The sequence below is a fragment of the Pararhizobium sp. LjRoot255 genome (assembly GCF_964252905.1).
Lineage (GTDB): Bacteria > Pseudomonadota > Alphaproteobacteria > Rhizobiales > Rhizobiaceae > Pararhizobium.
Genome location: NZ_CAXUPQ020000001.1, coordinates 72,770 through 98,238, shown reverse-complemented (window position 1 = coordinate 98,238; position 25,469 = coordinate 72,770). Strand labels below are relative to the sequence as shown.

Here is a 25,469-nt window from a genome sequence, read left to right as displayed (position 1 = left end):
TCAGGGGTGTCTAGTCAATGCGGTCGACGACACACGAACAAGCCCTCATCTGCCGGGGCTGCTGGGATCAGATGCACGTGCCGATCCCTATCAAGGGGCCGCTGGCAGTTCCATTTCGCGTCTGCGGCATCACGCGCAGCAAGATGAACCCGAACATCTGCACGATCTGCGAACGGTCTTTCCGTTACGTCAAAAAGCAGCGGCACATCTCCGCCACCGCCACAATCTTGTTTGCCGACATCCGCGGCTATACCCATTTGTCCGAGCGGATGGACGCCGTCACCCTGAGCGACATCGTCAGCGCCTTTCAGGACCAATGCGCCCAGGCCATTTGGGCCTACGATGGGATCGTCAACAAACAGATGGGCGATGGCCTGATGGCGATCTTCAATTTTCCAATCAAAAACGAGCACCATGCCAAAGCTGCGATCACGGCGGCGATCGACATTCAGCGGCGCTGCGCTTCAGTGCTTGAGGAAATGAAAGCGCGCGGTGCAGCAGTTCCGATCGACGCATTCGGCGTTGGTGTCGGCGTCCACACCGGTCAGGTCGAAATTGGGGAGTTCTCAACCTTCCGCAGCGACTTCACGGCGATTGGCGGTACGGTAAACTTGACCGCCCGTCTTGAATCTCAGGCGGCCGGAGGCGAGATTCTGGTCTCCGACGAAGCTGCGGCGCAGGCGCAGGATCTTGTCGTCCCTGCTGCCACGCGGCTCCTTGTACTCAAGGGCATCGAGCATCCCGTGCCTGCCTATGTTCTTACCCCGCGCGGCTGACCGGCGTGGCGGGCCTGTCTCACCACGCCAATTCCAGCCGTTCCAGCCCGTGGAAATGGTAGCTGTCCTTCACCTGCGGTTCGCTTTTGAGCCGCAGTCCCGGAAGCCGCTCGAACAGGATCGGCAGCGACAGCTTCAGTTCCAGCCTTGCGAGCGGCGCGCCGATGCAGAAATGCAGGCCGGCGCCGAAGGAGACGTGCGGGCCTTCGTTGCGGCCGGGGCGGAAGAGAAGGGGATCGGAGAATTTCTTCGGATCGACGTTGGCGGCGGCAAGCAGCAGGCCGATCTTGTCGCCCTTCCTGAGGCTGATGCCGTCCTCAAGCTCGATATCAAAGAGGGCGTAGCGCTGGAAGATGTGCAGCGGTGCGGCATAGCGCATGCACTCCTCGATCGTGCGCTCGGTGGCGGTATCGTCAGCAAAAGCCTGGTCCGCAGGCGTGCCTGTTTCGAGCAGGACGCGCACGGCGTTGCCGAGCTGGTGCACGGTCGCCTCGTGGCCGGCATTAAGCAGAAGAACCGCCGTCGAGATAAGTTCGTCGTCGGACAGTCGCTCGCCGTCCTTCTCGATGGTGATCATGTGCGTGAGGAGATCATCGGCCGGATTGTCGCGCTTCCAGTCGATGATGCTCTTCAGATAGTCACTGAACTCGGCTGACGCCTGGTTGGCGTCGAGCTCCGTCTCGAGCGTCGGATTGAACATGTACATGCGCACCATGCGGTGCGACCAGTCGAGCAGTTCCGGCGCCATGTCCACCGGCACGCCGAGCATGCGGGCAATCACCGTTACCGGAATGAGCTCGGCATAGGTCTTCAGCAGTTCGACTTCGCCGTTCTTTTCGAAGCCGTCGATGATCGCGTGTGCGAGTGTGGCGATTTCCGGACGCAGCTGTTCGATCTGGCGCGAGACGAAGGCGCGGTTGACCAGTGTGCGAAGCCGCGTGTGGGCCGGCGGTTCCAGTTCGAGCAGCGAGTAGCTTTCCAGCCGGTCGAAATCCGTAAGATGCGGCTTCGGCTCTGGCAGCCCGAGTTCCTCGCGCGTTGCCACATGCAGGATCTGGCGGCCGAAGCGGCGGTCGCGCAGGAGGCCGTTCACCCGGTCGTAGCCTGCAAAATACCACTGCTGCGGCTCTTCCCAGAAGAAGGCGGGACATTGCGCATGCAAGGCGGCGTAGGCGGACAGCGGCTCCTGATAGAAGGCCGGATTGCGCACGTCGATGCTGACATGCCGGCTCGCTGGGTTGATGGAAAGTGCTGAGGGCGCAGACATGGAGGAATTCTCGCTGGATGGAATAGTTGTTTGACCTGATCTATGGTTCAAGCAGCGTCCTCGGCAAGAAAATTGTCGGGACGATGCCTAGATATCGCCTCTCGAAAGTTGGGGCGTAGAGGTTCAAAAGTTCGCATTTGCCGGATACCGCCTTGCCTTGCAGCGCGGCACGTCTATTTTGCACGATGAACGGCAGGGACCAGAGAGAGACTATGGCTTCGTCGCACAACAGCCTGTCAGCGGGCATTTTGGCCGCGATCCGCGGAAAGCGCGTCTCGCTTGCGGGCCGGGATCCGGCTGGCGAGCGGGGCGACACCGTCATAGCCTCCTACAACATCCACAAATGCGTCGGCACCGACAATCGCTTCGACCCCGGGCGGACCACGGAAGTGATCGGTGAAATCGGCGCCGATATCATCGCGCTGCAGGAGGTCGATCAGCGTTTCGGGGAGCGGGCAGGGCTTCTGGACCTGGAACGGCTGCATCGGGAGTGTCACCTCATTTCGGTGCCGATCGCCGCCTTTTCGTCCAAGGGGCATGGCTGGCATGGCAACGTGCTGTTGTTGCGCGAGGGCGCCGTCGCCAAGGTTCATCAACTGGACCTGCCCGGCGTCGAGCCGCGCGGCGCGCTCGTCGTCGATCTCGATCTCAAGCACGGGCCGCTCAGGATCATCGCCGCCCATTTCGGCCTGCTCAGGCATTCCCGTGCCCGGCAGGCGGAGGCGATCCTGGCCGCCATCAGCGAGGCGGAGGAGCGACCGACGCTTTTGATAGGCGATCTCAACGAATGGCGTCTGGGGCCTCGCTCGGCGTTGCGCTTCCTCAGTCCCGTTTTCGATCACGCTGCGACTGCGGTGCCGAGTTTTCCCTCGCGTTTTCCTCTCTTGGCGCTCGATCGCGTGCTGGGCAGCCCGCACAATCTTGTCACGGCCGTCGAGGTGCACAATTCGCCGCTTTCGCGGGTGGCATCTGACCATCTGCCGATCAAGGCCTATATTGATCTGAAGGCCGCGCTCGCCGGCACCGGTACGATTATGACCGAAGCGGTTTCCGCGGCCCAATCCTGACGCACAGGTTGTCGTCTCATGCGTGCCGCTATCGTTGCTCTCTCTGTTTTTGCGTCCGGCCTGTTGGCGTTGATCCTGGTCTATGCCTATGGCCGTTTCGGGCGGCGTCTGCATGGGCCGGCGTCGAGCGCGCTGATGCCGGGGGGCGAGCAGACCGAACTGGACCGGTTGGCGGCCCCGCTTATCGACGGTCATCCCGGGTTGAACGGTGTCGCGCTGATCGCCGACAATATGTCGGCCTTCGCGCTGCGGGCGCTGTCTGCCCGCAAGGCAGGCCGCAGTCTCGATCTGCAGTATTACTACTGGAAGAACGACCTGACCGGGCGGATGCTGACCCGCGAGGTACTCGCCGCTGCCGACCGCGGCGTCCGCGTGCGCCTGCTGCTTGACGACATCAATGCCGGCCTGCACGATCGCATGTGCCTGTCGCTCGATGCCCATCCGAACATCGAGGTACGTCTGTTCAATCCAAGCCGGGCACGGACCGATCGCTTCAGGCGCGGTTTGGAGATGATGCTGCGGCCTCTGCGCACCTCGCGGCGTATGCACAACAAGCAGTGGATCGCCGATGGCCATCTGGTGATCGCCGGCGGCCGCAACATTGGCGACGCCTATTTCGACGCGGGCGAGCAGGCGAATTTCCGCGATCTCGATGTCTGGATGCTCGGCCCTGTGGCTATGGAAGCAGCTACGGTCTTCGACTGTTACTGGAATAGCCCTGTCGTGCTGCCGATTGGATCATTGCGGACGCTGCGCAAGCACTATCTGCCGGCGTTCAGGGCGAAGCTCGAAAGGATCGCGGCGACATCAGGCGGTCAGCACTATCTGACGCATATTGATGCGGCAGTGAAGCACGGCGGCTGGATGCCGACAGCAGAGCCCCTTCACTGGACAGGCGACGCCAAACTCGTATCGGATCCGCCGGAGAAGGCATTTCTGCAGAAGCGCAACAACTGGATCATGCGCGAACTGATGCCGGTCCTGACCTCAGCGCAGCACGACGTGCAGATCATTTCGCCCTATTTCATTCCCGGCAGCCAGGGCATTGCAGAGATCGCCAGGCTCATCGACAGGGGGGTCAAGGTTGCGGTCCTGACGAATTCGCTTGCCGCCACCGATGTTGCCGCGGTTCACGGAGCCTACGTCAATTATCGCAAGGCGCTGCTGAAGAGCGGTGCGACGCTGTTCGAATTGAAGGCGATCCACGAATTCGGCGATCCCAGACGAATGTCGCTGTTCGGATCGCGGGGCGCCAGCCTTCATACCAAGGCCTTCATGGTCGACGGCAAGACGGCCTTCGTCGGGTCGCTGAATTTCGATCCGCGCTCGGCGTCCCTTAATACGGAAATGGGCGTGCTCTTCACCCATCCGGGGCTTGTCGATGAAGTCGAGGCGGTCTTCGAGGAGGAGACACGCCCGGCCAACAGCTTCCGGCTGACCCTCGAGGACGGCCGTCTGCGCTGGCACGACACCGAGAACAACACGCCGCGTGTGCTTCGCCGCGAGCCGGAGGCCGGGCTCCTGCGCCGCCTGACTGCAGGGATCATCAGCATCCTGCCGATCGAATCCCAGCTTTGACCTCAATTTACCCATTTTTTACCCTGAAAGCCCGAATGCCTGTGTGAAAACGTTCAAAAAGCGACCGGGGCCGTATCGCGCTCCTTAGGAATCGCTAAAGGATCGTGCATGAATGTGCCGTGACGGGAATGTTGGGCTGCGGCGGTATTAACGTTATGCAGCGTTCGCGACTTGAGTGGGGTACTTGGACACTCTATGTATGAAGCGAGATATTCCCGATGATTCCCGGCGCGCAGGAGAATTTGCGCGCCAGCTAGACAAAGGTTTGACATGAGAAATCCCGTTGATACCGCCATGGCTCTTGTGCCGATGGTCGTTGAACAGACCAATCGCGGCGAACGTTCCTACGACATTTTCTCGCGCCTTCTGAAAGAGCGCATCATCTTTTTGACGGGTGCCGTGGAAGACCAGATGGCAACGCTGATCTGCGCCCAGTTGCTGTTCCTCGAGGCCGAGAACCCGAAGAAGGAAATCGCGCTCTATATCAATTCGCCGGGCGGCGTCGTGACTGCCGGCATGGCGATCTACGATACGATGCAGTTCATCAAGCCTGCCGTTTCGACGCTGTGCATCGGCCAGGCCGCATCGATGGGCTCGCTGCTTCTGGCCGCCGGTCACAAGGACATGCGCTTTGCGACGCCGAACGCCCGCATCATGGTTCACCAGCCTTCCGGCGGCTTCCAGGGCCAGGCATCCGACATCGAACGGCATGCCCGCGATATTCTGAAAATGAAGCGCCGCCTGAACGAAGTCTATGTCAAGCACACCGGCCGGACCTATGAAGAGGTTGAACAGACGCTTGACCGAGACCATTTTATGAGTGCGGATGAAGCACTTAGCTGGGGTGTCGTCGACAAGGTCATCACCTCGCGTGAGGCCATGGAAACGGCCGAGCAGGCTTGATTTCAAGCTTTTGTGTGCGGATAGATGCATTTGTGACACATTTGTATCCCTGATAGGGCTTTATCCGCAGGCCAAAGCCGTTAATATTGACCGTTAATGCTATGTTGAAGTTTGAGGTCCTAGCATTCGGTATTCGGTGGGAGATTCGTTGCTGCCGGACATCAAACGTGGTTGTTTGAAGCCGGTTCGTACTCCCGAAAGTGCCGCATTTTCGCGTATGAAGGCGGAAAGAATTGCGGAACGGGTTGAGTAGTCCGTTTCACCTTTCAGGAGGTGTCCGGCGTGCTGGAAGGAAAGTGATATGAGCAAAGTCAGCGGTAGCAACGGCGGTGACTCGAAGAATACCCTGTATTGTTCCTTCTGCGGCAAGAGCCAGCATGAGGTCCGCAAGCTGATTGCCGGACCGACCGTGTTCATCTGCGATGAATGCGTAGAGCTCTGCATGGACATCATCCGCGAAGAGAACAAGACCTCGATGGTCAAATCCCGTGACGGCGTTCCGACGCCGCAGGAGATCATCAAGGTCCTCGACGAATATGTGATCGGTCAGCAGCAGGCCAAGCGTATCCTGTCGGTCGCCGTCCATAACCACTACAAGCGTCTGGCGCATGCCGCCAAGGGCACCGACGTCGAGTTGGCGAAGTCCAACATCATGCTCGTCGGCCCGACCGGTTGCGGCAAGACCTATCTGGCCCAGACGCTGGCGCGCATCATCGACGTGCCGTTCACGATGGCTGACGCGACGACGCTGACCGAAGCCGGCTATGTCGGCGAGGATGTCGAGAACATCATCCTGAAGCTGCTGCAGTCGGCCGACTATAACGTCGAGCGGGCGCAGCGCGGCATCGTCTACATCGACGAAGTCGACAAGATCTCGCGCAAGTCCGACAATCCGTCGATCACCCGTGACGTTTCGGGCGAGGGCGTGCAGCAGGCGCTTCTGAAGATCATGGAAGGCACGGTCGCATCGGTTCCGCCCCAGGGCGGCCGCAAGCATCCGCAGCAGGAATTCCTGCAGGTGGATACGACCAACATCCTGTTCATCTGCGGCGGCGCTTTTGCCGGTCTCGACAAGATCATCTCGGCGCGCGGCGAAAAGACCTCGATCGGCTTCGGTGCCGCGGTGCGCGCACCGGAAGATCGCCGCGTTGGCGAAGTCCTGCGCGAACTGGAGCCCGAAGACCTGGTGAAGTTCGGCCTCATCCCCGAATTCATCGGCCGTCTGCCGGTGCTGGCGACGCTTGAGGACCTCGACGAACCGGCCCTGATCCAGATCCTGTCCGAGCCGAAGAACGCGCTGATCAAGCAGTACCAGCGCCTGTTCGAGATGGAAGACGTCGAACTGACCTTCCACGAGGATGCGCTGCGCGAGATTGCCCGCAAGGCGATCGTGCGCAAGACCGGCGCCCGCGGCCTGCGCTCGATCATGGAAAAGATCCTGCTCGACACCATGTTCGAGCTGCCGACGCTGGAAGGTGTGCGTGAAGTGGTCATCTCCGACGAGGTGGTCAAGGGCTCTGCCCGTCCGCTCTACATCTATTCGGAGCGCTCGGAAGAGAAGGCCAACGTCTCGGCCTGATCCGCACCCGACTTAAGTTCAAGAGGCCCGCCACGCGCGGGCCTTTTTTGTGGGGCATATGTGACACATCGGGGACGGAGACTCCCGCGATGGTGCAAAGCCGAAGCAGTCCCGCGAGCCTTGCGTGCATCGCAGGGCTCGGATGCACAGAAAACGTGGCGGGGGATATCGCCAACGGTCCAGCAATGGATAGAATCCGTGATTGCTAAACGCGGCCAACAACGCAATTATACTATGATCCCGTATCTGCTTATATGATACGAATCGTGTGCGTTCAGTCCCGCGGCAAGGTCCGCGACAGTCAGATGTCATTAATGTCCGGCTACGGCGCCTCCCAGGCCGGTCGCCGGCAAAGGGTTGAAAACAGACGTCACACACTCCACCTGACAGTGGAAAGAATGAGGACCGGAAGCGCCCTTGAACGCTTCGGGTAACGGGCCCGGAAACGGGACGGAAAGGAAATGACATGACGAACAAAACGTCTCCGGCAATTGAGAGCGCGACCTATCCGGTGCTGCCGCTGCGCGACATCGTGGTGTTCCCGCACATGATCGTGCCTCTGTTTGTCGGCCGTGAAAAATCGATCCGCGCGCTGGAAGAGGTCATGGGCACCGACAAGCAGATCATGCTTGCCACCCAGATCAATGCGAGCGACGATGATCCGGAAGCCTCGGCGATCTATCAGATCGGCACGATCGCCAACGTGCTGCAGCTCTTGAAGCTCCCTGACGGCACCGTCAAGGTTCTGGTCGAGGGGCGTTCGCGCGCCGAGATCGACGGCTATACCCATCGCGAAGAGTTCTACGAAGCAATGGCGCATGCGCTGCCGGAGCCTGAAGAGGATCCGGTCGAGATCGAGGCGCTCAGCCGCTCGGTGGTCTCGGAGTTCGAGAGCTATGTGAAGCTCAACAAGAAGATTTCTCCGGAAGTCGTCGGCGCAGCCAGCCAGATTGAAGACTATTCGAAGCTCGCCGACACGGTTGCCTCGCATCTTTCCATAAAGATCGTCGAAAAGCAGGAAATGCTCGAGACGACGAGCGTCAAGCTGCGCCTTGAGAAGGCCCTTGGCTTCATGGAAGGCGAGATCTCCGTTCTCCAGGTCGAGAAGCGCATCCGCTCGCGCGTCAAGCGTCAGATGGAGAAGACGCAACGCGAATATTACCTCAACGAGCAGATGAAGGCGATCCAGAAGGAACTCGGTGACGGCGACGAAGGCCGCGACGAGATGGCCGAGCTGGAAGACCGCATCACCAAGACCAAGCTCTCCAAGGAAGCCCGTGAAAAGGCAGACGCGGAAGTCAAGAAGCTGCGCCAGATGAGCCCGATGTCGGCGGAAGCCACCGTCGTGCGCAACTATCTGGATTGGCTGCTCGGCATTCCGTGGGGCAAGAAGTCGAAGGTTAAGACCGACCTCAACCATGCCGAACAGGTGCTCGAACACGATCATTTCGGTCTCGACAAGGTCAAGGAACGGATCATCGAATATCTTGCCGTGCAGGCGCGGTCGCAGAAGATCAAAGGACCGATCCTGTGCCTCGTCGGCCCTCCGGGCGTCGGCAAGACCTCGCTTGCGAAGTCGATCGCCAAGGCGACCGGCCGTGAATATATCCGCATGGCACTCGGCGGCGTTCGTGACGAAGCCGAGATCCGCGGCCACCGCCGCACCTATATCGGCTCGATGCCCGGCAAGGTCATCCAGTCGATGAAGAAGGCGAAGAAGTCCAATCCGCTCTTCCTGCTCGACGAGATCGACAAGATGGGTCAGGATTTCCGCGGCGACCCGTCCTCGGCCCTGCTCGAGGTGCTGGATCCGGAACAGAACTTTACCTTCATGGACCACTATCTCGAAGTGGAATATGACCTGTCGAACGTGATGTTCATCACCACGGCCAACACGCTGAACATTCCGGCGCCGCTGATGGACCGCATGGAAGTGATCCGCATCGCCGGTTACACGGAAGAGGAAAAGCTGGAAATCGCCAAGCGGCACCTCTTGCCGAAGGCGATTGCCGACCACGCGCTTCAGCCGAAGGAGTTCTCGATAACCGACGGTGCTATCTCAGCGGTGATCCAGACCTATACCCGCGAAGCCGGCGTGCGCAGCCTTGAACGCGAACTGATGAAGGTCGCCCGCAAGGCCGTGACCGAAATCCTGAAAGGTCGTACCGACAAGGTTGAGGTTACCGCAGAGAACATCAACGACTATCTCGGCGTTCCGCGCTATCGCCACGGCGAAGCCGAGCGCGCCGACCAGGTGGGTGTCGTCACGGGTCTCGCCTGGACCGAGGTCGGCGGCGAACTGCTGACGATCGAAGGCGTCATGATGCCTGGCAAGGGCCGCATGACGGTGACCGGTAATCTCAGGGACGTGATGAAGGAATCGATCTCGGCGGCGGCCTCCTATGTCCGCTCGCGGGCCATCGATTTCGGTATCGAGCCGCCGTTGTTCGATCGGAGCGATATCCACGTGCACGTGCCGGAAGGTGCGACGCCGAAGGACGGCCCGTCCGCAGGTGTTGCCATGGCAACGGCGATCGTCTCGATCATGACCGGCATCCCGGTCAACAAGGACGTGGCAATGACCGGCGAAATCACGCTGCGCGGCCGCGTGCTGCCGATCGGCGGTTTGAAGGAAAAGCTGCTTGCGGCACTTCGCGGCGGCATCAAGAAGGTGCTGATCCCGGAAGAAAACGCCAAGGATCTGGCGGACATTCCGGACAACGTGAAGAACAACATGGAGATCATCCCGGTTTCGCATATCGGCGAGGTTCTGAGCCACGCGCTGTTGCGGGTTCCGGTGGCGATCGAGTGGGATTCGTCCAAGCAGGTGGTTCCGATCGCGGCTGCTGATCCGGCCGATGACACCGCGGTGTCGATTGCCCACTAGGCACTTGACGTGAACGTCAAATGATGCCCGCAACCATACGGGGATCGATTTGGCACATAAATAGTGGAAGACCGGCATTTTTGCCGGTCTTTTTTATGTAAAACCTCCCGCAAAGCCTTGCATTCCTAGGGATTCGGAGCGATTGGGTTTGCCAAGGCGAGGGTCTTGCGTATGCTGCCCCCGGCTTAAAAATTGAGTCGTTTCGAACCAGTATTGAAAGGGGTGGAAACATGAACAAGAATGAGCTCGTGTCAGCAGTTGCCGAGAAGGCCGGACTTTCGAAGACGGACGCATCTTCTGCAGTTGATGCAATCTTCGACGCTATCCAGGTGGAACTGAAGAACGGCGGCGACGTTCGTCTCGTCGGCTTCGGTAATTTCTCGGTCAGCCGTCGCGAAGCATCCAAGGGTCGCAACCCGTCCACCGGCGCAGAAGTAGACATCCCGGCACGCAACGTGCCGAAGTTCTCAGCCGGCAAGGGTCTGAAGGACGCCGTAAACTAAGTTTCATGTTTCATCTGCAGCACCGTGGCGGCAACGCCGGCGGTTCGATGGCAGGTTGATTGAGGCCCGGGTTTTCCCGGGCCTCTTTTCGATTCGCACCTCATTCAGGCATGAAGCTCCGGGTCGCGGACGATGCGGTGGCAGAGCGCTGTCGTTGCGTCCGTACCGATAACGGAAAAAGCCGAGACGTCATGGTCCCGGCCCTTTCTATCGCAACTATAATTCGACCTGCGAGGTCTGGCTATTCAGCGGCGATCTCGTCCCCGCCGTCTTCCTTGCGCTTGCGGATTTCGTCGGCCTTGGCGACGAGGCGACTGACGATGTCGTGCATCTGGTCAAGCTGCTCGTCATCGAGCGCCGAGAAGATTTCCTCGATCAGCTGTTTTCGCGGATGTTCGGCGGCTTCCAAAACGATGCGGCCGACATCGGTGATCGAGACGATCTTGGCCCGCCGGTCTTCCGGATCGGGTGCGCGCACCACCAGCTTGTCACGTTCAAGCCCGTCGATTGCTTCCGTTACGGTGCGCGGCGCGAAATTGAGCGCGCAGGCTATGTCAGTCGACCGGCAGGGGCCGAGCTTGCTCAAAAAAAACAGAAACTTGCTGCGTGCCAGCGACACGCCTTCCTCGGTCATCGATTCGTTGATGAGCCGGTGAACGCGGTGGTAAAGCTCAAAGAGCTTGTCGGAGACTTCGAATGTGGATTTCATGGGTTTTATATGGATATTATGAGGTGCCATGTCAAATGGCCGCACTTCCAGCGTCATAGTCAAGTTTATTTTTCAGTTCTTCGTCATGCAACAGTGAAAGGCCTGAATAGTCGCCGGGGCAGGGGTTTGCGGCATTGACGCAACCACGGACCGCAGGCCATGGTCGGTCATGCCTTTCCGCTTCGTTCACACCGCCGACCTTCATCTCGATTCCCCCTTGCGCAGTCTGGCGCTGAAAAATCCGGAGCTTGCCGAACTGGTGCGCGGAGCGACGCGGACGGCGCTCGCAGGGATCGTCGACCTGTGCCTGGCGGAAAACGTCGATGCCCTGCTGATTGCAGGTGATCTCTACGACGGCTCGCAGACATCGATGAACACGGCGCTTTATTTGGCGAGCGAGCTGCGCCGGCTGGAGGCCGCCGGCATCCGCGTCTTCGTGATCCGCGGCAATCACGATTCCCAGTCGACGGTGACGCGCGAGTTGACCTTGCCGGCCAACGTCCATGTGTTCTCCGGCCATGCCAAGCCCGTTCAGGCCAAGACGCTCGCCGATGGGCGCGAGGTTTATATTCACGGTATCGGCTTTGCCAATCCGCATGCGCCCGAGAGCCTGCTGCCGTCGTTCCAGGCGCCCATCGCGGATGCGGTCAACATCGGCATGCTGCACACCAGCCTGGCCGGTACGCCTGGGCATGATCCCTATGCGCCCTGCAGCGTTGCCGAGCTTATGCGGCACGGTTTCGACTATTGGGCGCTGGGCCACGTGCATCTTAGGCAAATACATTCCGAAAAGCCACTGATCGTCATGCCCGGCATGCCGCAGGGGCGGGATATCAACGAGGCCGGGCCGAAATCGGTGACGCTGGCGACCGTTGGCGACGACGGCTCACTGGAGCATCAGGAACGCGCGATCGGGCAGGCTGTATTCGAGCGCGTCCCGATCGATCTCGATGGCGCGCAGGACTGGCGGCAGATGCTGGACAGGGCGGCAGAAACCCTGTCATCGCTCAGAAACCGAACGCCTGCTGGTCATCTCATCCTGCGAATTTCCCTGACCGGTGCCACATCACTTGCCTGGAAGCTCCGCCGCGATCCGGATTTTCTGCTTGCCGAACTTTCCGGCATGGCCGCGGGGCTGGGCGGTTGCTGGATCGAGAAGATCGATGTCCATTGCCGCGGCCTGGAGGGCGCGGGCGCCCTGTCCGGGCCTGATCCGGTCGAGGAACTTGCAGCCCTGATCCATTCCGACGTGCTGCCGTCCCACGCCTTTCGTCAGGAAGCCGAGGCAATGCTGGATGAGTTGCTGCAGCAGCTGCCGCGTGAACTCCGCGAGATCCTGGCCAGCGACCAGGCAGCTGCAGCACGGCTGGTTGAAACGATCGCGGCTGCCGGCAGCGATGATGTGCTTGCGCATCTGCATGGCAGCGAACGCGAGGCGGCCCGCTGATGCGTCTCAATCGTCTCGACCTTGTTCGCTACGGCAAGTTTACCGGACGCAGCCTCGACTTTGGTGATGCCCGCCATCAGCGTCCGGATTTTCATCTCGTCTACGGTCCGAACGAGGCAGGGAAATCTACGCTGTTTTCCGCCTTTCTCGATCTGCTGTTCGGTATCGACAACCGCAGCACCTACGGTTTTTTGCACCCCTACGAGACAATGCGGATTGGCGGCGTGATCGCAGTCGGCGGCAGCGCTCGGGCTGTCGCGCGGATCAAGCGCCGGCAAAATACGCTTCTCGGACCGGATGACCAGCCGCTGCCGGACAATCTGTTTTCCGCAGCGCTCGGCTCGATCGACCGGGTGACCTACAAGATGATGTTTTCGCTCGATGATGACAGCATCGAAAAGGGCGGCGAAAGCATCCTGAAAAGTGAGGGGGAACTTGGAACTCTCTTGTTTTCCGCCAGTTCCGGCCTGCCGGACAGCAGCGCCGTCCTGTCCGGCCTGAAAGCGCAGGCCGATGCCTTCTACAAGCCGCGAGGGCAAAAACATCGACTGGGTGAGTTGAAGGCGGAACTCGATGCGCTGAAGGACGAAAAGAGCAAAATCGACGTGAATGCACGCGAGTTTGCGGTGCTGCGCAAGGCGCGGGACGTAGCTGCTGAACGACATGAGGCCGCGGTGAAAGCACGGGCAGAGCTGCACGTTTCCCTTGACCACGCCCGCGACCGCACCGAGGGACTGCCGCTTCTGGCTCGGCTGCGCGGCCTGCGCGCTGAGCTTGGCGCTCTCTGCGACATGCCAGAACCGCCGGCTATCTGGCACACCATGCTGCCGCAGCTGCAGCGTCAGGAAACCGAGATCGAGACCCGCCTTGAACAGCTGGAAGCGGATATCCAGCGCAGGAGCGCCGAGATTGCCGCCATCGAGCGGGACGGAGCCGTGCTTGCTCTTGCAGCCGATATCCTTGACTTGGAGCGCTCCGGGCTGGAAGCGCGCCATATATCGGCTGCGAGCGACATGTCCAATCGCCTCGACGAGCGCGGCAAGATCGGTGCAGACATTGCCGTATGTCTTGTACGCCTGGACCGTGCCGATGTGGCGAACCCGGCGACCCTCATTCTGCCTGCGGTCGTCACCGGCCGTATTCAGGGCCTGGCGCAGAACTATTCCGTCTTGAACGAGCGACTGGTCACGACCGTGCGGGAGCGGCAGCTTGCCGTGGAGGCGAACAGCGAGGCGATGAGGGCACATGCGGCCCTGTTGGAATCGGGCCGCGCCGCCGGTTCGGGCGATCCGGTGCATCTCGCCGATGTCCTGCAAAGCCTGCGGCAGAACGATTGCCTGCTGCGGCAGCAGGCGGGGAACCGGCAGCTTGCCTCGCTCGACGACCAGCTTGCCGAAAAGCTCGCGGCATTGGCCCCGTCTCAGCTGGACGCGGACAGTTTGGCGGCTCTTGCCATCCCCGAAGACACCGATATCGCTGAGTGGACGGCGCGGCGAACGGCGTTGACGGAACAGCTGAAGCGGCTCGATGACCGGATCGCCGACGAGATGGCACTGATTGCGGCGGAGGAAGCCCGGCTGGCGGAATTGACGCGAAGCGGAGGTTTTGCCGCCGACGATATGGCGAGGACGTTGCGGCAGGAACGGGATGACGCCTGGCAGATTCATGTGACCCACCTGGCTTGCGAGACTGCACGTGCATTCGAAGCCGCCCTGCGCAAGGACGATGAGGCGACGGCGATGCGGCTGGCGCGAGCCGAAGATCTCGCTGCGGCGAGGGGGCTTTCCCTCTCCATCGCTGAGCGCAATGCAAAGCTTTCTGCGTTTCGTGAGCAGCACCAGGCCGTGCTCGCTGAGGTCGCTGAGCTGAGGGGGGAGATTTCGGCGGCCGCTCGCGGCTGTGGCCTTCCCGAAGAGACAAAACTCAATCAGCTGGTTGCCTGGCTTAGCCGCCGGACGGCGGTATTGGACGTGCGCAATCAGCTTCGCGCAGTGCGTCAGGATTTGCGTCTCGCAAGAGAAGACGAGGAACGGGCGCTCGAACGGCTGGCGAGGGCATTCGCGGAACGCGGGGTGACAAAAGGCATGCCCGAGCGTCTGGACGATGCACTTGCCTTGGCCGAGCGCACGATAACGGCGCTGCAGTCGGCACACCGCGCCCATGCCGCCGCCGCGGAGACGGTGGAGCGGACGCAGGCGGCTTTGCGCGCGCGCGATGCGGCCTGGTCCTCGGCGGATACCGAAATGGCAGGCTGGATCGCGCGGTGGGATGAGACAATCGGTGCGACCTGGCTTGCCAGGGACGGAAGGGCCTTGGCTGTCCAGGAGACGGTGGCCGTCCTTGCCGTCCTTCAAGAACTGGACAAGCTCATCCAACGCAGGTCTGACCTGGACCATCGCATCGACGGCATGCGCAAGGATCAGGTGGCCTTCGCGACCGCCGTCGCCTGTCTCGCCGAAAGGCTCGTATTGCCGGCGCCCGATGAGCCATTGCTTGCTTTTCGGGTGATCCGTCAGCGATTTGCCGATGCCGAACAAAAGGACGCGTTGCTTCGGCGGATTTCGGATGAGAATGAGCTGCGTGTGTCAGAACATCGTGATTTGATCGGATCGCGGCGGCGCCACGACGCTCAGAAGCAAAGCATGCTCGATCTCTATGGTTGCGTCACGCTCGCCGAAGTCGCCGAATGGCTGGAGACAGCCAAGGCGCGTGGTCGTCTGCGGGAGCGGATTGCCGAAGCCGAATCCGATTTGGCGGCGCGCCTGGCTGTCGGGCGTGTCGAAGAAGCGGAGATGATTCTGAGCGCAGTCGACGAGGTGGGCCTGCGGCTGGAAGCCGCGGAACTGCAGTCGCGGTGGGAGCAATGCGATCGAGACGCCAGCGAACTGCATGCCGAGCGGCGTGACGCGGAGAAGGCGCTGGCGGCAATTGGCGGCGGCGATGCGGCTGCCCATATCGAGGAACGCCGCCGCACCCTGCTGGCGGAAGTCGAGGAGCGGGCGATCGCCTATCTGCGGCTTAAAACCGGCATTCTTGCGGGCGAAACGGCGCTCAGGCTCTACCGCGAACGGCATCGCAGTGCGATGATGCAGCGGGCTTCGGCAGCCTTCAGCGCGATCAGCGGCGGCGATTATGTCGGGCTTTCGACCCAAGCGGAAAACGGCAAGGAATTCCTGATCGCGAACGCGGCCAGCGGCGGCTCGAAACTGGCGGACGACCTTTCCAAGGGCACCCGTTTCCAGCTGTATCTGGCGTTGCGCATCGCCGGCTATCACGAGGTCGCGGCAACGCGCGAATCCCTGCCCTTCATCGCCGACGACATCATGGAAACCTTCGATGACGGCCGCGCGCAACATGCCTTCGCGCTGATGGCAGACATGGCGCGGGTCGGACAGGTGATCTACCTCACCCACCATCAGCACCTGTGCGATATTGCCCGTGCTGCCTGCCCGGACGTGACGATCCATTCACTTTGACTGCCGCTTGTCGTTTTTGCCGCTCCGTGACGGCTCGATTCGGCGGCAGTGATATGCAAGGTATGGTTCATCGTAACGCCGCTTCCATTCCCGAAGCGGCAACCGGCATGACAGATGTGTCGAACCAAGGAGCCATTGCCATGGAGATCAAACCCTGCGGATCCCGGCTGTCGGTCAAGCCGTCGCCGGACTATTTTATCGGCAGCGTCCGGGTGGATCCGATCATGGATGCGCCGGAACCGGCCCGCATGCGGTGCGCATCCGTCACCTTCGAACCGGGTGCACGCACGGCCTGGCACACGCATCCGCTCGGCCAAACCTTGATCGTCACCGCCGGCAGCGGGCTGGCGCAGGTCTGGGGCGAGTCGATTCGCGAGATCAGGACAGGGGACGTCGTCTGGTTTCCGCCGGGTGAAAAACACTGGCACGGCGCGGCCGCGGCCACTGCCATGACCCATATCGCCATCCAGGAGGCGCTTGACGGAAAAGCGGTGGACTGGATGGAGCATGTGACGGACAGCCAGTATCGTGGCGGATAAGGCTGCGTCATTGCGGCTGGTTGGCGTGACCGAGGCGGCAGGTGTTTCGCTTGAGGCTTGTCGTAGCGTGCCTCCCGGGACTTGTTCGTTGCAATGCGAGGCCGGCCAGCGCTATCTGATAGCAAGGAACTTGCCGGCCGCAATCGCGTGGATAGAGGCTGGGCAGAAGGATTTCGCGATGTACAATTTTCATGTCGGACAGAAGGTCGTCTGCATCAACGACACGTTCAAACATGTCTCGATCGATCAGGGTATACGCAAGGGCCAGATCTATACGATCCGCTGGGTTGGGCCCTACAAGCACTATGTCGATGGCGAGTTCATCGGCGTCAAGCTGGCGGAAATCCACCGCGGCCCCGATGATGGCCCTGAAGGTTACGGCGCGGATGATATGCCCTATCGCGCGACGCGGTTCCGGCCGTTGCTGAAGGATCGGCTATCGGCGCTGAAGAACCTGCTTGCGCCGACGCCGAAGGGGGAAAAGCCGTATTTGCCCGAGGCACCGGAAGAACCGAAGCGCAAGACGCCGGTGCGAAAGAAGGAAACCATCTGACGAGCGTCACGCGTCTGTTTGAATCGGTGCGGCAAGTCTGTGTTGCAGGCCACGTCACGGGCTCCCGAGGGAAACCCTGCCTTGCCTAGCGGCACGCCCGCACGCGCCTCTCAAAATGACGTGTTGCCGTTCCCGTCGAAAACGGTCTCTCTGCGCACGAGCCGCAATGACCGGTCCGGCTGGATGACGTAGGTCTCTTCGGAGGGACGACCGTATTCGTCGTTCAGCCGGTGGCGCACCACGCTGCCGACGGGCGCCTTGGTCAGTTTTGTTGCCGGCTGGTCATTATAGGTGATGCTGCCGGGTATAGGCGCAAGTTCCGGCATGGCAGCGCAGGCGGCGAGCCCCGTGGCAAGCGCTGCAGTCAAAATCGCATTCCTCATCGGCATCCCCTGTTATTCGCGAACCTGTCAACAATAACGCACCGGTGGACGGAACGCACTCGCCCCACCTTTTCATCCGCCAACACATGGCGATGCCGCCGTCCATTGGCAAGTGCAACGAGCGGTGCCCACAACATAGCCGTGCGAACACGATTTCACGCTGAAAACAGGCAATTTTTATATCAAGGGATAAATGGTGGGCGATGAGAGACTCGAACTCCCGACATCCTCGGTGTAAACGAGGCGCTCTACCAACTGAGCTAATCGCCCTTCGCGAAGCAGGATCAGCGTCCGCCGCGTCGGTGGCCGTGATCTATGCGTATCGGCGAAAAACCGCAAGAGCGTTTGCAAAGATTTTTTGATTTTTTTGCGGGCGATCGTGAATAAGCCCGGCAACAAGGCGATGAATGCGTTGTGGAAAACTGACGGAACTGCGATGCCGCCAAAGCGGCGCGGCGGTCGATGCCAGTGCGATGGAGAGGAGCGGCTCCCCGTCTCCGGTGCATTTTCCATTGTGCTTTTTCGTCCCTGTGGAAACAATTCGCCGGCTGTCATCGTTTTGTCTCCAAACGTGCTTGACACTAAAACACGAACCCCGTAGTTAGCCGCTCATCGAAGCGGCCAGTCCGGTTCGAGCGGATGCGAAAGCATCCGGATTGCTTGAAATGAAATGCGCGGGTGTAGCTCAGTCGGTTAGAGTGCCGGCCTGTCACGCCGGAGGTCGCGGGTTCGAGCCCCGTCACTCGCGCCATTTCAAGGATGTGCTTCTGCGCCAATCCGGGTTTTCCATTCCAGTGCGCGGGTGTAGCTCAGTCGGTTAGAGTGCCGGCCTGTCACGCCGGAGGTCGCGGGTTCGAGCCCCGTCACTCGCGCCATTTTTGTCTTTAAATCGAAACGAGAAACAGCAAAAGCGGCTCTGCCGCGTGTTTGATTGCGGTTTGACGTCGTGCGCTTCGGCGGCCGTCGCGATCAAAACCCGTCGCGCCGATTCCGGCTCTGTTTTCTCCGGCTGAATCGAGGCTGGCCGTGGCCGCGGGTCTATATCTCGGTCTCCGCTTCCTCGGTCGCCGCGCGCGGGCGTCCGCTACGACCACGACGTCGTCACAGGCATTTCCACCCATGCGAAGCCCGGATGGTGGCTATGCCCTGTTGCGGTGCCTTGCGGGCTGCCGCGGAGGGTAAATTCCTGATATTCAACGTGAGATTTCAATCGATTTTAGCGCGCGCGACCATATGTCCCTGGAGCTGTGCCGCGAGGCCGTTGCGATCTGGGCGCCTGCCTACTCGCGGGTTTTGCGAGATTTGCGCGTGGCTCGCGCAGATGCTAGCTTTTGCCCGGTCTTCATTCCGCCCGTGGAAGGGGATGAAAACCGTTCTGGAGGCTTGCACAGTGGCGCTGGCTGCGCTAACGACTTTGGCGTTGCAACATACTTTTCGACCTGTGGGCTTTGTTTTTTGCGCTTCTCCAGCGCGCCTCGCAGGCGGGGACGGATACAATGACAGACCTTCTCGGTTCCTATATTCCGATCGCCATCTTCATCGGTATCTCGCTGGTCATCGGCCTGGCGCTGCTGATTGCGCCGTTCGCCGTCGCCTACAAGGCGCCTGACGATGAAAAGCTGTCGGCCTATGAATGCGGCTTCAACGCATTCGACGACGCCCGCATGAAGTTCGACATCCGATTCTATCTCGTGTCGATTCTCTTCATCATCTTCGATCTTGAAGTGGCCTTCCTGTTTCCCTGGGCCGTTTCGTTCAAGGAGATGGGCTGGTTCGGTTTCTGGTCGATGATGGTCTTCCTCGGTGTGCTCACCATCGGCTTTATCTATGAATGGAAGAAGGGAGCGCTGGAATGGAACTGACCTCCAGCACCACGCTCGTCGCGCCAAGGGCTAAGGGGATCGTCGATCCCGCGACCGGCAAGCCGATCGGCAGCAATGACAAATACTTTGGCGAGATCAACAACGAGCTTGCCGACAAGGGATTTCTGGTCACGTCGACCGACGAGTTGATCAATTGGGCGCGCACCGGTTCGCTGATGTGGATGACCTTCGGTCTGGCCTGTTGCGCCGTCGAAATGATGCAGATGTCGATGCCGCGTTATGACGCCGAGCGCTTTGGCTTTGCGCCGCGCGCCTCGCCGCGCCAGTCCGACGTCATGATCGTCGCCGGCACGCTCACCAACAAGATGGCGCCGGCTCTGCGCAAGGTTTATGACCAGATGCCCGAGCCGCGTTACGTCATCTCGATGGGCTCCTGCGCCAATGGCGGCGGGTACTATCACTATTCCTATTCGGTGGTGCGCGGCTGTGATCGCGTCGTGCCGGTCGACATCTATGTGCCAGGCTGTCCTCCCACGGCAGAGGCTCTCCTTTATGGGGTGCTGCTGCTGCAGAAGAAGATCCGCCGCACAGGCACGATCGAACGGTAAGGGCAGGGGATCTGATCATGAGTGAAGCCCTGAACGGACTGGCGACCTACATCCGCGAGACCCGCGGCGCGTTGATTTCCGATGCTGTCATCAGCTTCGGCGAACTGACGCTGACGGCGACTGCGGACAATCTGATTGCGCTGTTGACCTTCCTGCGTGACGACGCCCGCTGCGGTTTTGTCAATTTTACCGATATTTGCGGTGTGGACTGGCCGCAGCGCCCTGACCGTTTCGATGTCGTCTATCATCTGCTGTCGCCGAAGCAGAACCTGCGCATCCGCGTCAAGGTCGCAACCGGCGAAGATCAGCCGGTGCCGTCGGCCTGCGCTGTCTATCCGGGTGCCGACTGGTTCGAACGGGAAGCCTACGACATGTACGGCATCCTCTTCACCGGCCACCCGGATCTGCGCCGCATTCTGACCGACTACGGTTTCGAGGGTTATCCGCTGCGCAAGGACTTTCCGACGACCGGTTTCGTCGAAGTGCGCTACGACGACGAAGCCAAGCGGGTCGTCTACGAGCCGGTGGAATTGAAACAGGAATTCCGCAACTTTGACTTCATGTCGCCTTGGGAAGGGACGGATTACGTTCTGCCGGGTGATGAAAAAGCAAACGCGAAGTGACAAGGAAGGCCGGCGGCCCCGCAAGAGCGAGGACCTTTCCGGCTTGGAGCAAGCGGCATGAACGAACATAACGTCCGCAATTTCAATATCAATTTCGGACCACAGCACCCTGCGGCGCACGGCGTTTTGCGGCTTGTTCTCGAACTCGACGGCGAAATCGTCGAGCGCGTCGATCCGCATATCGGTCTATTGCATCGCGGTACCGAGAAGCTGATTGAAACCAAGACCTATCTGCAGGCCGTGCCCTATTTCGACCGGCTCGACTATGTCGCGCCGATGAACCAGGAGCATGCCTTTGCGCTGGCGGTTGAGAAATTGACCGGAACGGAAGTGCCGATCCGCGGCCAGCTGATCCGCGTTCTCTATTCGGAAATCGGCCGTATCCTGTCGCACCTTCTGAACGTCACGACGCAGGCCATGGACGTCGGCGCGCTGACGCCGCCGCTCTGGGGCTTCGAAGAGCGCGAGAAGCTGATGGTGTTCTACGAGCGAGCCTGCGGCGCGCGCATGCACTCGGCCTATTTCCGTCCGGGCGGCGTTCATCAGGACCTGCCGCACGAGCTGGTGGAAGACATCGGCAAGTGGATCGATCCGTTCCTGAAGACCGTCGATGATATCGACGAACTCCTGACCGGCAACCGCATCTTCAAGCAGCGTAACGTCGATATCGGCGTGGTTACGCTCGACGATGCCTGGGCATGGGGTTTTTCCGGCGTCATGGTGCGCGGTTCGGGTGCCGCATGGGACCTGCGCAAGGCGCAGCCTTACGAGTGCTATGCCGACATGGATTTCGACATTCCGATCGGCAAGAACGGCGACTGCTACGACCGGTACCTGATCCGCATGATCGAGATGCGCGAAGCGGCCAAGATCATGCGCCAGTGCGTCGATCGCCTGCTCGGCGATGCCAAGATCGGGCCGGTCTCGTCGCTAGATGGCAAGATCGTGCCTCCGAAGCGTGGCGAGATGAAGCGCTCGATGGAAGCGCTGATCCATCATTTCAAGCTCTACACCGAAGGCTATCATGTGCCGGAGGGCGAGGTTTACGCGGCCGTCGAAGCGCCGAAGGGCGAATTTGGCGTCTATCTCGTCTCCGACGGCTCCAACAAGCCCTATCGCTGCAAGATCCGCGCCCCGGGTTACGCGCATCTGCAGGCGATGGACTACATCTGTCGTGGCCACCAGCTGGCCGACGTATCGGCCATTCTTGGCTCGCTCGATATCGTATTCGGCGAGGTAGACCGTTGATGCGTCTGAGCACCCTGATGCTTTGCGGATCGCTGCTTGCGGCGGCGCCGGCGTTCGCGCAGGAAACTGCGACAGACACCGGCGATCCGAGCATGAGTAGTTCGTCGGGCAGTGGCATGGGCAAGCTCCTGAGCCAGGGCTATGAGATCAGGGCCGCGGTGCCGAACGGCACGCGCTATATTGTATTTTTGCAGAAAGACCAGTCAGCCTATGCCTGCGAGTTCGTCTCCCTGACGAAGTCGCGGTGCGGTTCGATTAACTGATAAGGTGCGGGAAGAATGTCCGTTCGTCGACTAGCCGAGGAAAATGTCCAGCCAGCGAGCTTTGCCTTCAGCAAGGACAATGCGGTATGGGCCAAGGCAACGATCAAGAAATACCCGAAAGGCCGCGAGCAATCCGCGGTCATTCCGCTGTTGATGCGGGCGCAAGAGCAGGATGGCTGGGTGACCAAGGCGGCAATCGAAAGCGTCGCCGACATGCTCGGCATGCCCTATATCCGCGTGCTTGAAGTCGCCACCTTCTACACCCAGTTCCAGCTGAAGCCGGTTGGCACGCGCGCCCACGTCCAGGTCTGCGGCACGACGCCCTGCATGCTGCGCGGCTCCGAGGATCTGATCAATCTTTGCAAGAAGCGCATCCACCCCGATCCGCTGACGCCGAATGAGGCGGGCACGCTGTCCTGGGAAGAGGTGGAGTGTCAGGGCACCTGCGTGAACGCGCCGATGGTGATGATCTTCAAGGACACCTACGAAGACCTCACGGTTCCGCAGCTGGAATACATCATCGACCGTTTCGACGCAGGCAAGGGTTCCGACGTCAAGCCGGGGCCGCAGATCGACCGCATCTTCTCGGCACCTGTCGGCGGTCCGACGACGCTGCTGACACCGGAAAAGAAACCGGCTACGCCACGCGTCAAGAAGGTGAGCGCCGAGCCCGCCGTCAGCGTGCCGCCTTCTTATGCCGCAAGGGTGAAAACCGCTGCGCCGGAGACCGATCCGACGCTGAAGACGCCGGCAACGGCAAAGGCGGAGTCCGCGGCGAATGACAAGGTTGCCGGCGAGACCAAGGCTGAAGGCGGTGTCACCGCCAAGCCAACGGCAGCCGCTGCAAAGCTGTCACTACAGGACAAGAACCGCCCGGCCGGCATCGAGAAACCGGCCACCCTGGATGATCTGAAGCTGATTTCCGGCGTCGGTCCGAAGATCGAAGCCACCCTGCATGAACTCGGCATTTTCACCTACACGCAGGTTGCGGGCTGGAAGAAGGCCGAGCGCGAATGGATCGACGGCTATCTGAATTTCAAGGGCCGCATCGAACGTGACGACTGGGTCAAGCAAGCCAAGGCGCTGGCCAAGGGCGGCGAAGCCGAATACATCAAAGTCTTCGGCAAGAAGCCGCGATAAACAGGTGAACCATGCTCGACGATAAAGATCGCATTTTTACCAATATCTACGGCATTCACGACAAGTCGCTGAAGGGCGTGATGGCGCGCGGCCATTGGGATGGCACCAAGCAGATCCTGGAAAAGGGCCGCGACTGGATCATCAACGAGATGAAGGCGTCCGGTCTTCGCGGCCGTGGCGGGGCCGGCTTCCCGACCGGTCTCAAGTGGTCCTTCATGCCGAAGGAAAGCGACGGCCGACCGCACTACCTGGTCGTCAATGCCGACGAGTCCGAGCCCGGCACCTGCAAGGACCGCGACATCATGCGCCACGATCCGCATACGCTGATCGAGGGCTGCCTGATCGCGAGCTTCGCGATGGGCGCGCATACCGCCTACATCTATGTTCGCGGCGAATATATCCGCGAACGCGAGGCGCTGCAGGCGGCGATCGACGAATGCTATGACGCCGGCCTTCTCGGCACCAACAACAAGCACGGCTGGGACATGGACATCTACGTCCATCATGGCGCCGGCGCCTATATCTGCGGTGAAGAAACGGCTCTGCTCGAAAGCCTCGAGGGCAAGAAGGGCCAGCCGCGCCTGAAGCCTCCATTCCCGGCGAATATGGGTCTCTACGGCTGCCCGACGACGGTCAACAACGTCGAATCCATCGCCGTTGCGCCGACGATCCTGCGTCGTGGCGCCGGCTGGTTCTCAGCGATCGGCCGTCCGAACAATGTCGGCACCAAGCTGTTCATGGTTTCTGGCCACGTCAATAGGCCGTGCACCTTCGAAGATGCGATGGGTGTGCCGTTCCGCGAGATGATCGAGCGCCATTGCGGCGGCATCCGCGGCGGCTGGGACAATCTTCTGGCAGTCATTCCGGGTGGTTCGTCCTGTCCGGTGGTCAAGGCCGAGGACATCATTGATGCGCCGATGGATTTCGACGGCATGCGCGACGTCAAGTCGTCGTTCGGAACGGCGGCGGTCATCGTAATGGACCGCTCGACCGACATCATCAAGGCGATCTGGCGGCTGGCTGCATTCTACAAGCACGAGAGCTGCGGCCAGTGCACGCCGTGCCGCGAAGGTACCGGCTGGATGATGCGCGTCATGGAGCGCATGGTTCAGGGCCGCGCCCAGAAGCGCGAAATCGACATGCTGTTCGACGTGACGAAGCAGGTCGAAGGTCACACGATCTGCGCGCTCGGAGACGCGGCCGCATGGCCGATCCAGGGTTTGATCCGCAATTTTCGTCCGGAGATGGAAAAGCGCATCGACGAATACACGCGGAATTCGACATCGCATGGGGCGGTGCTGCAAGCAGCGGAGTAAGCGATATGACCAGGCCGGAACAGGAAGCAGGCAAGGGAATGTGGGCAGGAAATGCCGGTCCTACGGCGGATTCCCCGGCCGGTGGCGATCCGTTCGGCATGGCCGCATGGTTGAAGGACATGCCGAAGGTGCCGCTGCATCCGCTGATGCAGCAGCAGGCAGCAGCGATGGCGGCGGCAACTGCGATCGGTCTCGGCATGACCAGTCACTTTGCCGGCTTGATGTTCGGCGCGATGCAGCGCGTAGCCGGGACGACGCAGAAAACGGCCGTCGCAGATGAAAAAGCGGCGCAGAGTCCCGCAGAGCCGGTGGCAAGCGCTGCCGTGGTCGTGGATACGGCGGCGGTAAGGGAAACAGCACCCGTGGCGAAGGCGCCGGATTCCGCGACGCCCGTCGCCGCGAGGCCGGTCAGTCAAGAGCCGGCTGTCAAGACGCCGGTGAAGGTTGAAAAACCGAAGCGGCAGAAGGCTGCGGCGCACATAGTCGAAACGCAGGCCGACGACCTGAAGCAGATTTCGGGCATCGGTCCGAAGTTGGAACAGGTGCTGAACGGCATGGGTATCCGGCGTTACGCCGACGTGGCGTCGTGGAGCGAAAAAGATGTGCAGCGTTTCGACGCGCAGCTCGGTTTTGGCGGGCGCATCGCGCGGGATCGCTGGGTCGAGCAGGCGAAGGCCCTGATGAAGGGTTGAGATTGAGTTTCGAACGGCAATCGAAGACGGTTTCCGTTCAAGAGGTTAGCGTGCCTTTATAATTTCTGTTCGCCGCTTTGGCTGGCGAA

22 protein-coding genes and 3 tRNA genes are annotated in these 25,469 nt (G+C 60.7%); 21 read left to right on the top strand and 4 right to left on the bottom strand.

Translation table 11 applies throughout. The features are described from left to right. Positions 1-17: 17 nt before the first annotated feature. A complete protein-coding gene (locus tag ACSQ2W_RS00485; RefSeq protein ID WP_436084474.1) occupies positions 18-776 on the top strand; it encodes an adenylate/guanylate cyclase domain-containing protein in 759 nt (252 codons plus the stop codon). Between the two features lie 19 nt (positions 777-795). Here ACSQ2W_RS00485 and ACSQ2W_RS00480 read toward each other — a convergent pair whose 3' ends face one another. Continuing rightward, positions 796-2,043 (bottom strand): cytochrome P450, encoded by a 1,248-nt coding sequence (locus tag ACSQ2W_RS00480; RefSeq protein ID WP_436084473.1) that lies wholly within the window; start codon positions 2,041-2,043, stop codon positions 796-798. 212 nt (positions 2,044-2,255) lie between these two features. On the opposite strand from ACSQ2W_RS00480, the gene ACSQ2W_RS00475 reads away from it, so the two are divergent. The 6 genes from ACSQ2W_RS00475 (at position 2,256) to hupB (ending at position 10,560) form a co-directional block, all read left to right on the top strand. Further along, positions 2,256-3,110, top strand: coding sequence for an endonuclease/exonuclease/phosphatase family protein (locus ACSQ2W_RS00475; RefSeq protein WP_436084472.1), 855 nt, complete (start codon positions 2,256-2,258; stop codon positions 3,108-3,110). An 18-nt stretch (positions 3,111-3,128) separates the two neighbouring features. After that, a complete protein-coding gene (locus ACSQ2W_RS00470) occupies positions 3,129-4,688 on the top strand; it encodes a phospholipase D family protein (RefSeq protein WP_436084471.1) in 1,560 nt (519 codons plus the stop codon). Positions 4,689-4,958: 270 nt separating this feature from the next. Beyond that, positions 4,959-5,591 carry an ATP-dependent Clp endopeptidase proteolytic subunit ClpP gene (clpP, locus tag ACSQ2W_RS00465; RefSeq protein ID WP_037121848.1) on the top strand — a complete coding sequence of 211 codons (633 nt, stop codon included), beginning with the start codon at positions 4,959-4,961 and terminating at the stop codon, positions 5,589-5,591. A 301-nt stretch (positions 5,592-5,892) separates the two neighbouring features. Continuing rightward, positions 5,893-7,170, top strand: coding sequence for an ATP-dependent Clp protease ATP-binding subunit ClpX (clpX, locus tag ACSQ2W_RS00460; RefSeq protein ID WP_037121850.1), 1,278 nt, complete (start codon positions 5,893-5,895; stop codon positions 7,168-7,170). 466 nt (positions 7,171-7,636) lie between these two features. Then, the gene (lon, locus tag ACSQ2W_RS00455) at positions 7,637-10,057 is read left to right on the top strand and encodes an endopeptidase La (protein ID WP_436084470.1); all 2,421 of its coding nucleotides are present in this window, start codon (positions 7,637-7,639) and stop codon (positions 10,055-10,057) included. Between the two features lie 230 nt (positions 10,058-10,287). Then, a complete protein-coding gene (hupB, locus tag ACSQ2W_RS00450) occupies positions 10,288-10,560 on the top strand; it encodes a DNA-binding protein HupB (RefSeq protein ID WP_037121853.1) in 273 nt (90 codons plus the stop codon). 241 nt (positions 10,561-10,801) lie between these two features. Here hupB and ACSQ2W_RS00445 read toward each other — a convergent pair whose 3' ends face one another. Next, positions 10,802-11,269: a MarR family winged helix-turn-helix transcriptional regulator gene (locus ACSQ2W_RS00445; protein ID WP_436081746.1), complete on the bottom strand. Its 468-nt coding sequence runs from the start codon at positions 11,267-11,269 to the stop codon at positions 10,802-10,804. A gap of 169 nt (positions 11,270-11,438) precedes the next feature. Between ACSQ2W_RS00445 and ACSQ2W_RS00440 the strand changes: the two genes are divergently transcribed. From ACSQ2W_RS00440 to ACSQ2W_RS00425, 4 genes are all read left to right on the top strand, one after another. Then, complete coding sequence (locus tag ACSQ2W_RS00440) at positions 11,439-12,716, top strand: metallophosphoesterase family protein (protein WP_436084469.1); 1,278 nt, start codon at positions 11,439-11,441, stop codon at positions 12,714-12,716. Then, positions 12,716-16,192, top strand: coding sequence for an AAA family ATPase (locus tag ACSQ2W_RS00435; RefSeq protein ID WP_436084468.1), 3,477 nt, complete (start codon positions 12,716-12,718; stop codon positions 16,190-16,192). The genes ACSQ2W_RS00440 and ACSQ2W_RS00435 overlap by 1 nt, the downstream gene beginning before the upstream one ends. Positions 16,193-16,332: 140 nt before the next feature. Then, positions 16,333-16,731 carry a (R)-mandelonitrile lyase gene (locus ACSQ2W_RS00430; RefSeq protein WP_436084467.1) on the top strand — a complete coding sequence of 133 codons (399 nt, stop codon included), beginning with the start codon at positions 16,333-16,335 and terminating at the stop codon, positions 16,729-16,731. 178 nt (positions 16,732-16,909) lie between these two features. After that, positions 16,910-17,284, top strand: a complete 375-nt coding sequence (locus ACSQ2W_RS00425) for a CAP-Gly domain protein (protein ID WP_436084466.1) — start codon at positions 16,910-16,912, stop codon at positions 17,282-17,284. A 110-nt stretch (positions 17,285-17,394) separates the two neighbouring features. Here ACSQ2W_RS00425 and ACSQ2W_RS00420 read toward each other — a convergent pair whose 3' ends face one another. Both ACSQ2W_RS00420 and ACSQ2W_RS00415 read right to left on the bottom strand, forming a co-directional pair. Beyond that, complete coding sequence (locus tag ACSQ2W_RS00420) at positions 17,395-17,667, bottom strand: hypothetical protein (RefSeq protein ID WP_436084465.1); 273 nt, start codon at positions 17,665-17,667, stop codon at positions 17,395-17,397. Between the two features lie 194 nt (positions 17,668-17,861). After that, positions 17,862-17,937, bottom strand: a tRNA-Val gene (locus ACSQ2W_RS00415). Between the two features lie 404 nt (positions 17,938-18,341). Here ACSQ2W_RS00415 and ACSQ2W_RS00410 point away from each other — a divergent pair. The 10 genes from ACSQ2W_RS00410 to ACSQ2W_RS00365 all read left to right on the top strand — a co-directional run bounded on the left by ACSQ2W_RS00410 (position 18,342) and on the right by ACSQ2W_RS00365 (position 25,380). Beyond that, positions 18,342-18,418: transfer RNA gene (locus ACSQ2W_RS00410), tRNA-Asp, on the top strand. Between the two features lie 47 nt (positions 18,419-18,465). After that, a tRNA-Asp gene (locus tag ACSQ2W_RS00405) sits at positions 18,466-18,542 on the top strand. 621 nt (positions 18,543-19,163) lie between these two features. Further along, positions 19,164-19,529, top strand: coding sequence for an NADH-quinone oxidoreductase subunit A (locus tag ACSQ2W_RS00400; RefSeq protein WP_026203374.1), 366 nt, complete (start codon positions 19,164-19,166; stop codon positions 19,527-19,529). After that, positions 19,520-20,098: a NuoB/complex I 20 kDa subunit family protein gene (locus ACSQ2W_RS00395; protein ID WP_436084464.1), complete on the top strand. Its 579-nt coding sequence runs from the start codon at positions 19,520-19,522 to the stop codon at positions 20,096-20,098. Before ACSQ2W_RS00400 ends, ACSQ2W_RS00395 begins: the two co-directional genes overlap by 10 nt. A gap of 17 nt (positions 20,099-20,115) precedes the next feature. Then, complete coding sequence (locus tag ACSQ2W_RS00390; protein ID WP_436084463.1) at positions 20,116-20,721, top strand: NADH-quinone oxidoreductase subunit C; 606 nt, start codon at positions 20,116-20,118, stop codon at positions 20,719-20,721. Positions 20,722-20,778: 57 nt separating this feature from the next. Beyond that, complete coding sequence (locus ACSQ2W_RS00385; protein WP_436084462.1) at positions 20,779-21,969, top strand: NADH-quinone oxidoreductase subunit D; 1,191 nt, start codon at positions 20,779-20,781, stop codon at positions 21,967-21,969. After that, the gene (locus tag ACSQ2W_RS00380; protein ID WP_436081737.1) at positions 21,969-22,232 is read left to right on the top strand and encodes a hypothetical protein; all 264 of its coding nucleotides are present in this window, start codon (positions 21,969-21,971) and stop codon (positions 22,230-22,232) included. The genes ACSQ2W_RS00385 and ACSQ2W_RS00380 overlap by 1 nt, the downstream gene beginning before the upstream one ends. Positions 22,233-22,247: 15 nt before the next feature. Beyond that, positions 22,248-23,372, top strand: coding sequence for an NADH-quinone oxidoreductase subunit E (locus ACSQ2W_RS00375; RefSeq protein WP_436084461.1), 1,125 nt, complete (start codon positions 22,248-22,250; stop codon positions 23,370-23,372). Positions 23,373-23,383: 11 nt separating this feature from the next. After that, the gene (nuoF, locus tag ACSQ2W_RS00370) at positions 23,384-24,688 is read left to right on the top strand and encodes an NADH-quinone oxidoreductase subunit NuoF (RefSeq protein ID WP_436084460.1); all 1,305 of its coding nucleotides are present in this window, start codon (positions 23,384-23,386) and stop codon (positions 24,686-24,688) included. Positions 24,689-24,693: 5 nt separating this feature from the next. Beyond that, positions 24,694-25,380 (top strand): NADH:ubiquinone oxidoreductase, encoded by a 687-nt coding sequence (locus ACSQ2W_RS00365; protein ID WP_436084459.1) that lies wholly within the window; start codon positions 24,694-24,696, stop codon positions 25,378-25,380. Positions 25,381-25,469 lie beyond the last annotated feature (89 nt).

Excerpts from the sequence above, each read along its gene's own strand:
- hupB (WP_037121853.1), top strand. The coding sequence starts at position 10,288 with ATGAACAAGAATGAGCTCGTGTCAGCAGTTGCCGAGAAGGCCGGACTT.
- ACSQ2W_RS00400 (WP_026203374.1), top strand. The coding sequence starts at position 19,164 with ATGACAGACCTTCTCGGTTCCTATATTCCGATCGCCATCTTCATCGGT.
- ACSQ2W_RS00395 (WP_436084464.1), top strand. The coding sequence starts at position 19,520 with ATGGAACTGACCTCCAGCACCACGCTCGTCGCGCCAAGGGCTAAGGGG.
- ACSQ2W_RS00475 (WP_436084472.1), top strand. The coding sequence starts at position 2,256 with ATGGCTTCGTCGCACAACAGCCTGTCAGCGGGCATTTTGGCCGCGATC.
- ACSQ2W_RS00380 (WP_436081737.1), top strand. The coding sequence starts at position 21,969 with ATGCGTCTGAGCACCCTGATGCTTTGCGGATCGCTGCTTGCGGCGGCG.
- ACSQ2W_RS00420 (WP_436084465.1), bottom strand. The coding sequence starts at position 17,667 with ATGAGGAATGCGATTTTGACTGCAGCGCTTGCCACGGGGCTCGCCGCC.
- ACSQ2W_RS00485 (WP_436084474.1), top strand. The coding sequence starts at position 18 with ATGCGGTCGACGACACACGAACAAGCCCTCATCTGCCGGGGCTGCTGG.
- ACSQ2W_RS00445 (WP_436081746.1), bottom strand. The coding sequence starts at position 11,269 with ATGAAATCCACATTCGAAGTCTCCGACAAGCTCTTTGAGCTTTACCAC.
- ACSQ2W_RS00425 (WP_436084466.1), top strand. The coding sequence starts at position 16,910 with ATGTACAATTTTCATGTCGGACAGAAGGTCGTCTGCATCAACGACACG.
- nuoF (WP_436084460.1), top strand. The coding sequence starts at position 23,384 with ATGCTCGACGATAAAGATCGCATTTTTACCAATATCTACGGCATTCAC.
- ACSQ2W_RS00365 (WP_436084459.1), top strand. The coding sequence starts at position 24,694 with ATGACCAGGCCGGAACAGGAAGCAGGCAAGGGAATGTGGGCAGGAAAT.
- ACSQ2W_RS00390 (WP_436084463.1), top strand. The coding sequence starts at position 20,116 with ATGAGTGAAGCCCTGAACGGACTGGCGACCTACATCCGCGAGACCCGC.
- ACSQ2W_RS00430 (WP_436084467.1), top strand. The coding sequence starts at position 16,333 with ATGGAGATCAAACCCTGCGGATCCCGGCTGTCGGTCAAGCCGTCGCCG.
- ACSQ2W_RS00375 (WP_436084461.1), top strand. The coding sequence starts at position 22,248 with ATGTCCGTTCGTCGACTAGCCGAGGAAAATGTCCAGCCAGCGAGCTTT.
- ACSQ2W_RS00480 (WP_436084473.1), bottom strand. The coding sequence starts at position 2,043 with ATGTCTGCGCCCTCAGCACTTTCCATCAACCCAGCGAGCCGGCATGTC.
- clpP (WP_037121848.1), top strand. The coding sequence starts at position 4,959 with ATGAGAAATCCCGTTGATACCGCCATGGCTCTTGTGCCGATGGTCGTT.
- ACSQ2W_RS00440 (WP_436084469.1), top strand. The coding sequence starts at position 11,439 with ATGCCTTTCCGCTTCGTTCACACCGCCGACCTTCATCTCGATTCCCCC.
- ACSQ2W_RS00470 (WP_436084471.1), top strand. The coding sequence starts at position 3,129 with ATGCGTGCCGCTATCGTTGCTCTCTCTGTTTTTGCGTCCGGCCTGTTG.
- ACSQ2W_RS00435 (WP_436084468.1), top strand. The coding sequence starts at position 12,716 with ATGCGTCTCAATCGTCTCGACCTTGTTCGCTACGGCAAGTTTACCGGA.
- ACSQ2W_RS00385 (WP_436084462.1), top strand. The coding sequence starts at position 20,779 with ATGAACGAACATAACGTCCGCAATTTCAATATCAATTTCGGACCACAG.
- clpX (WP_037121850.1), top strand. The coding sequence starts at position 5,893 with ATGAGCAAAGTCAGCGGTAGCAACGGCGGTGACTCGAAGAATACCCTG.
- lon (WP_436084470.1), top strand. The coding sequence starts at position 7,637 with ATGACGAACAAAACGTCTCCGGCAATTGAGAGCGCGACCTATCCGGTG.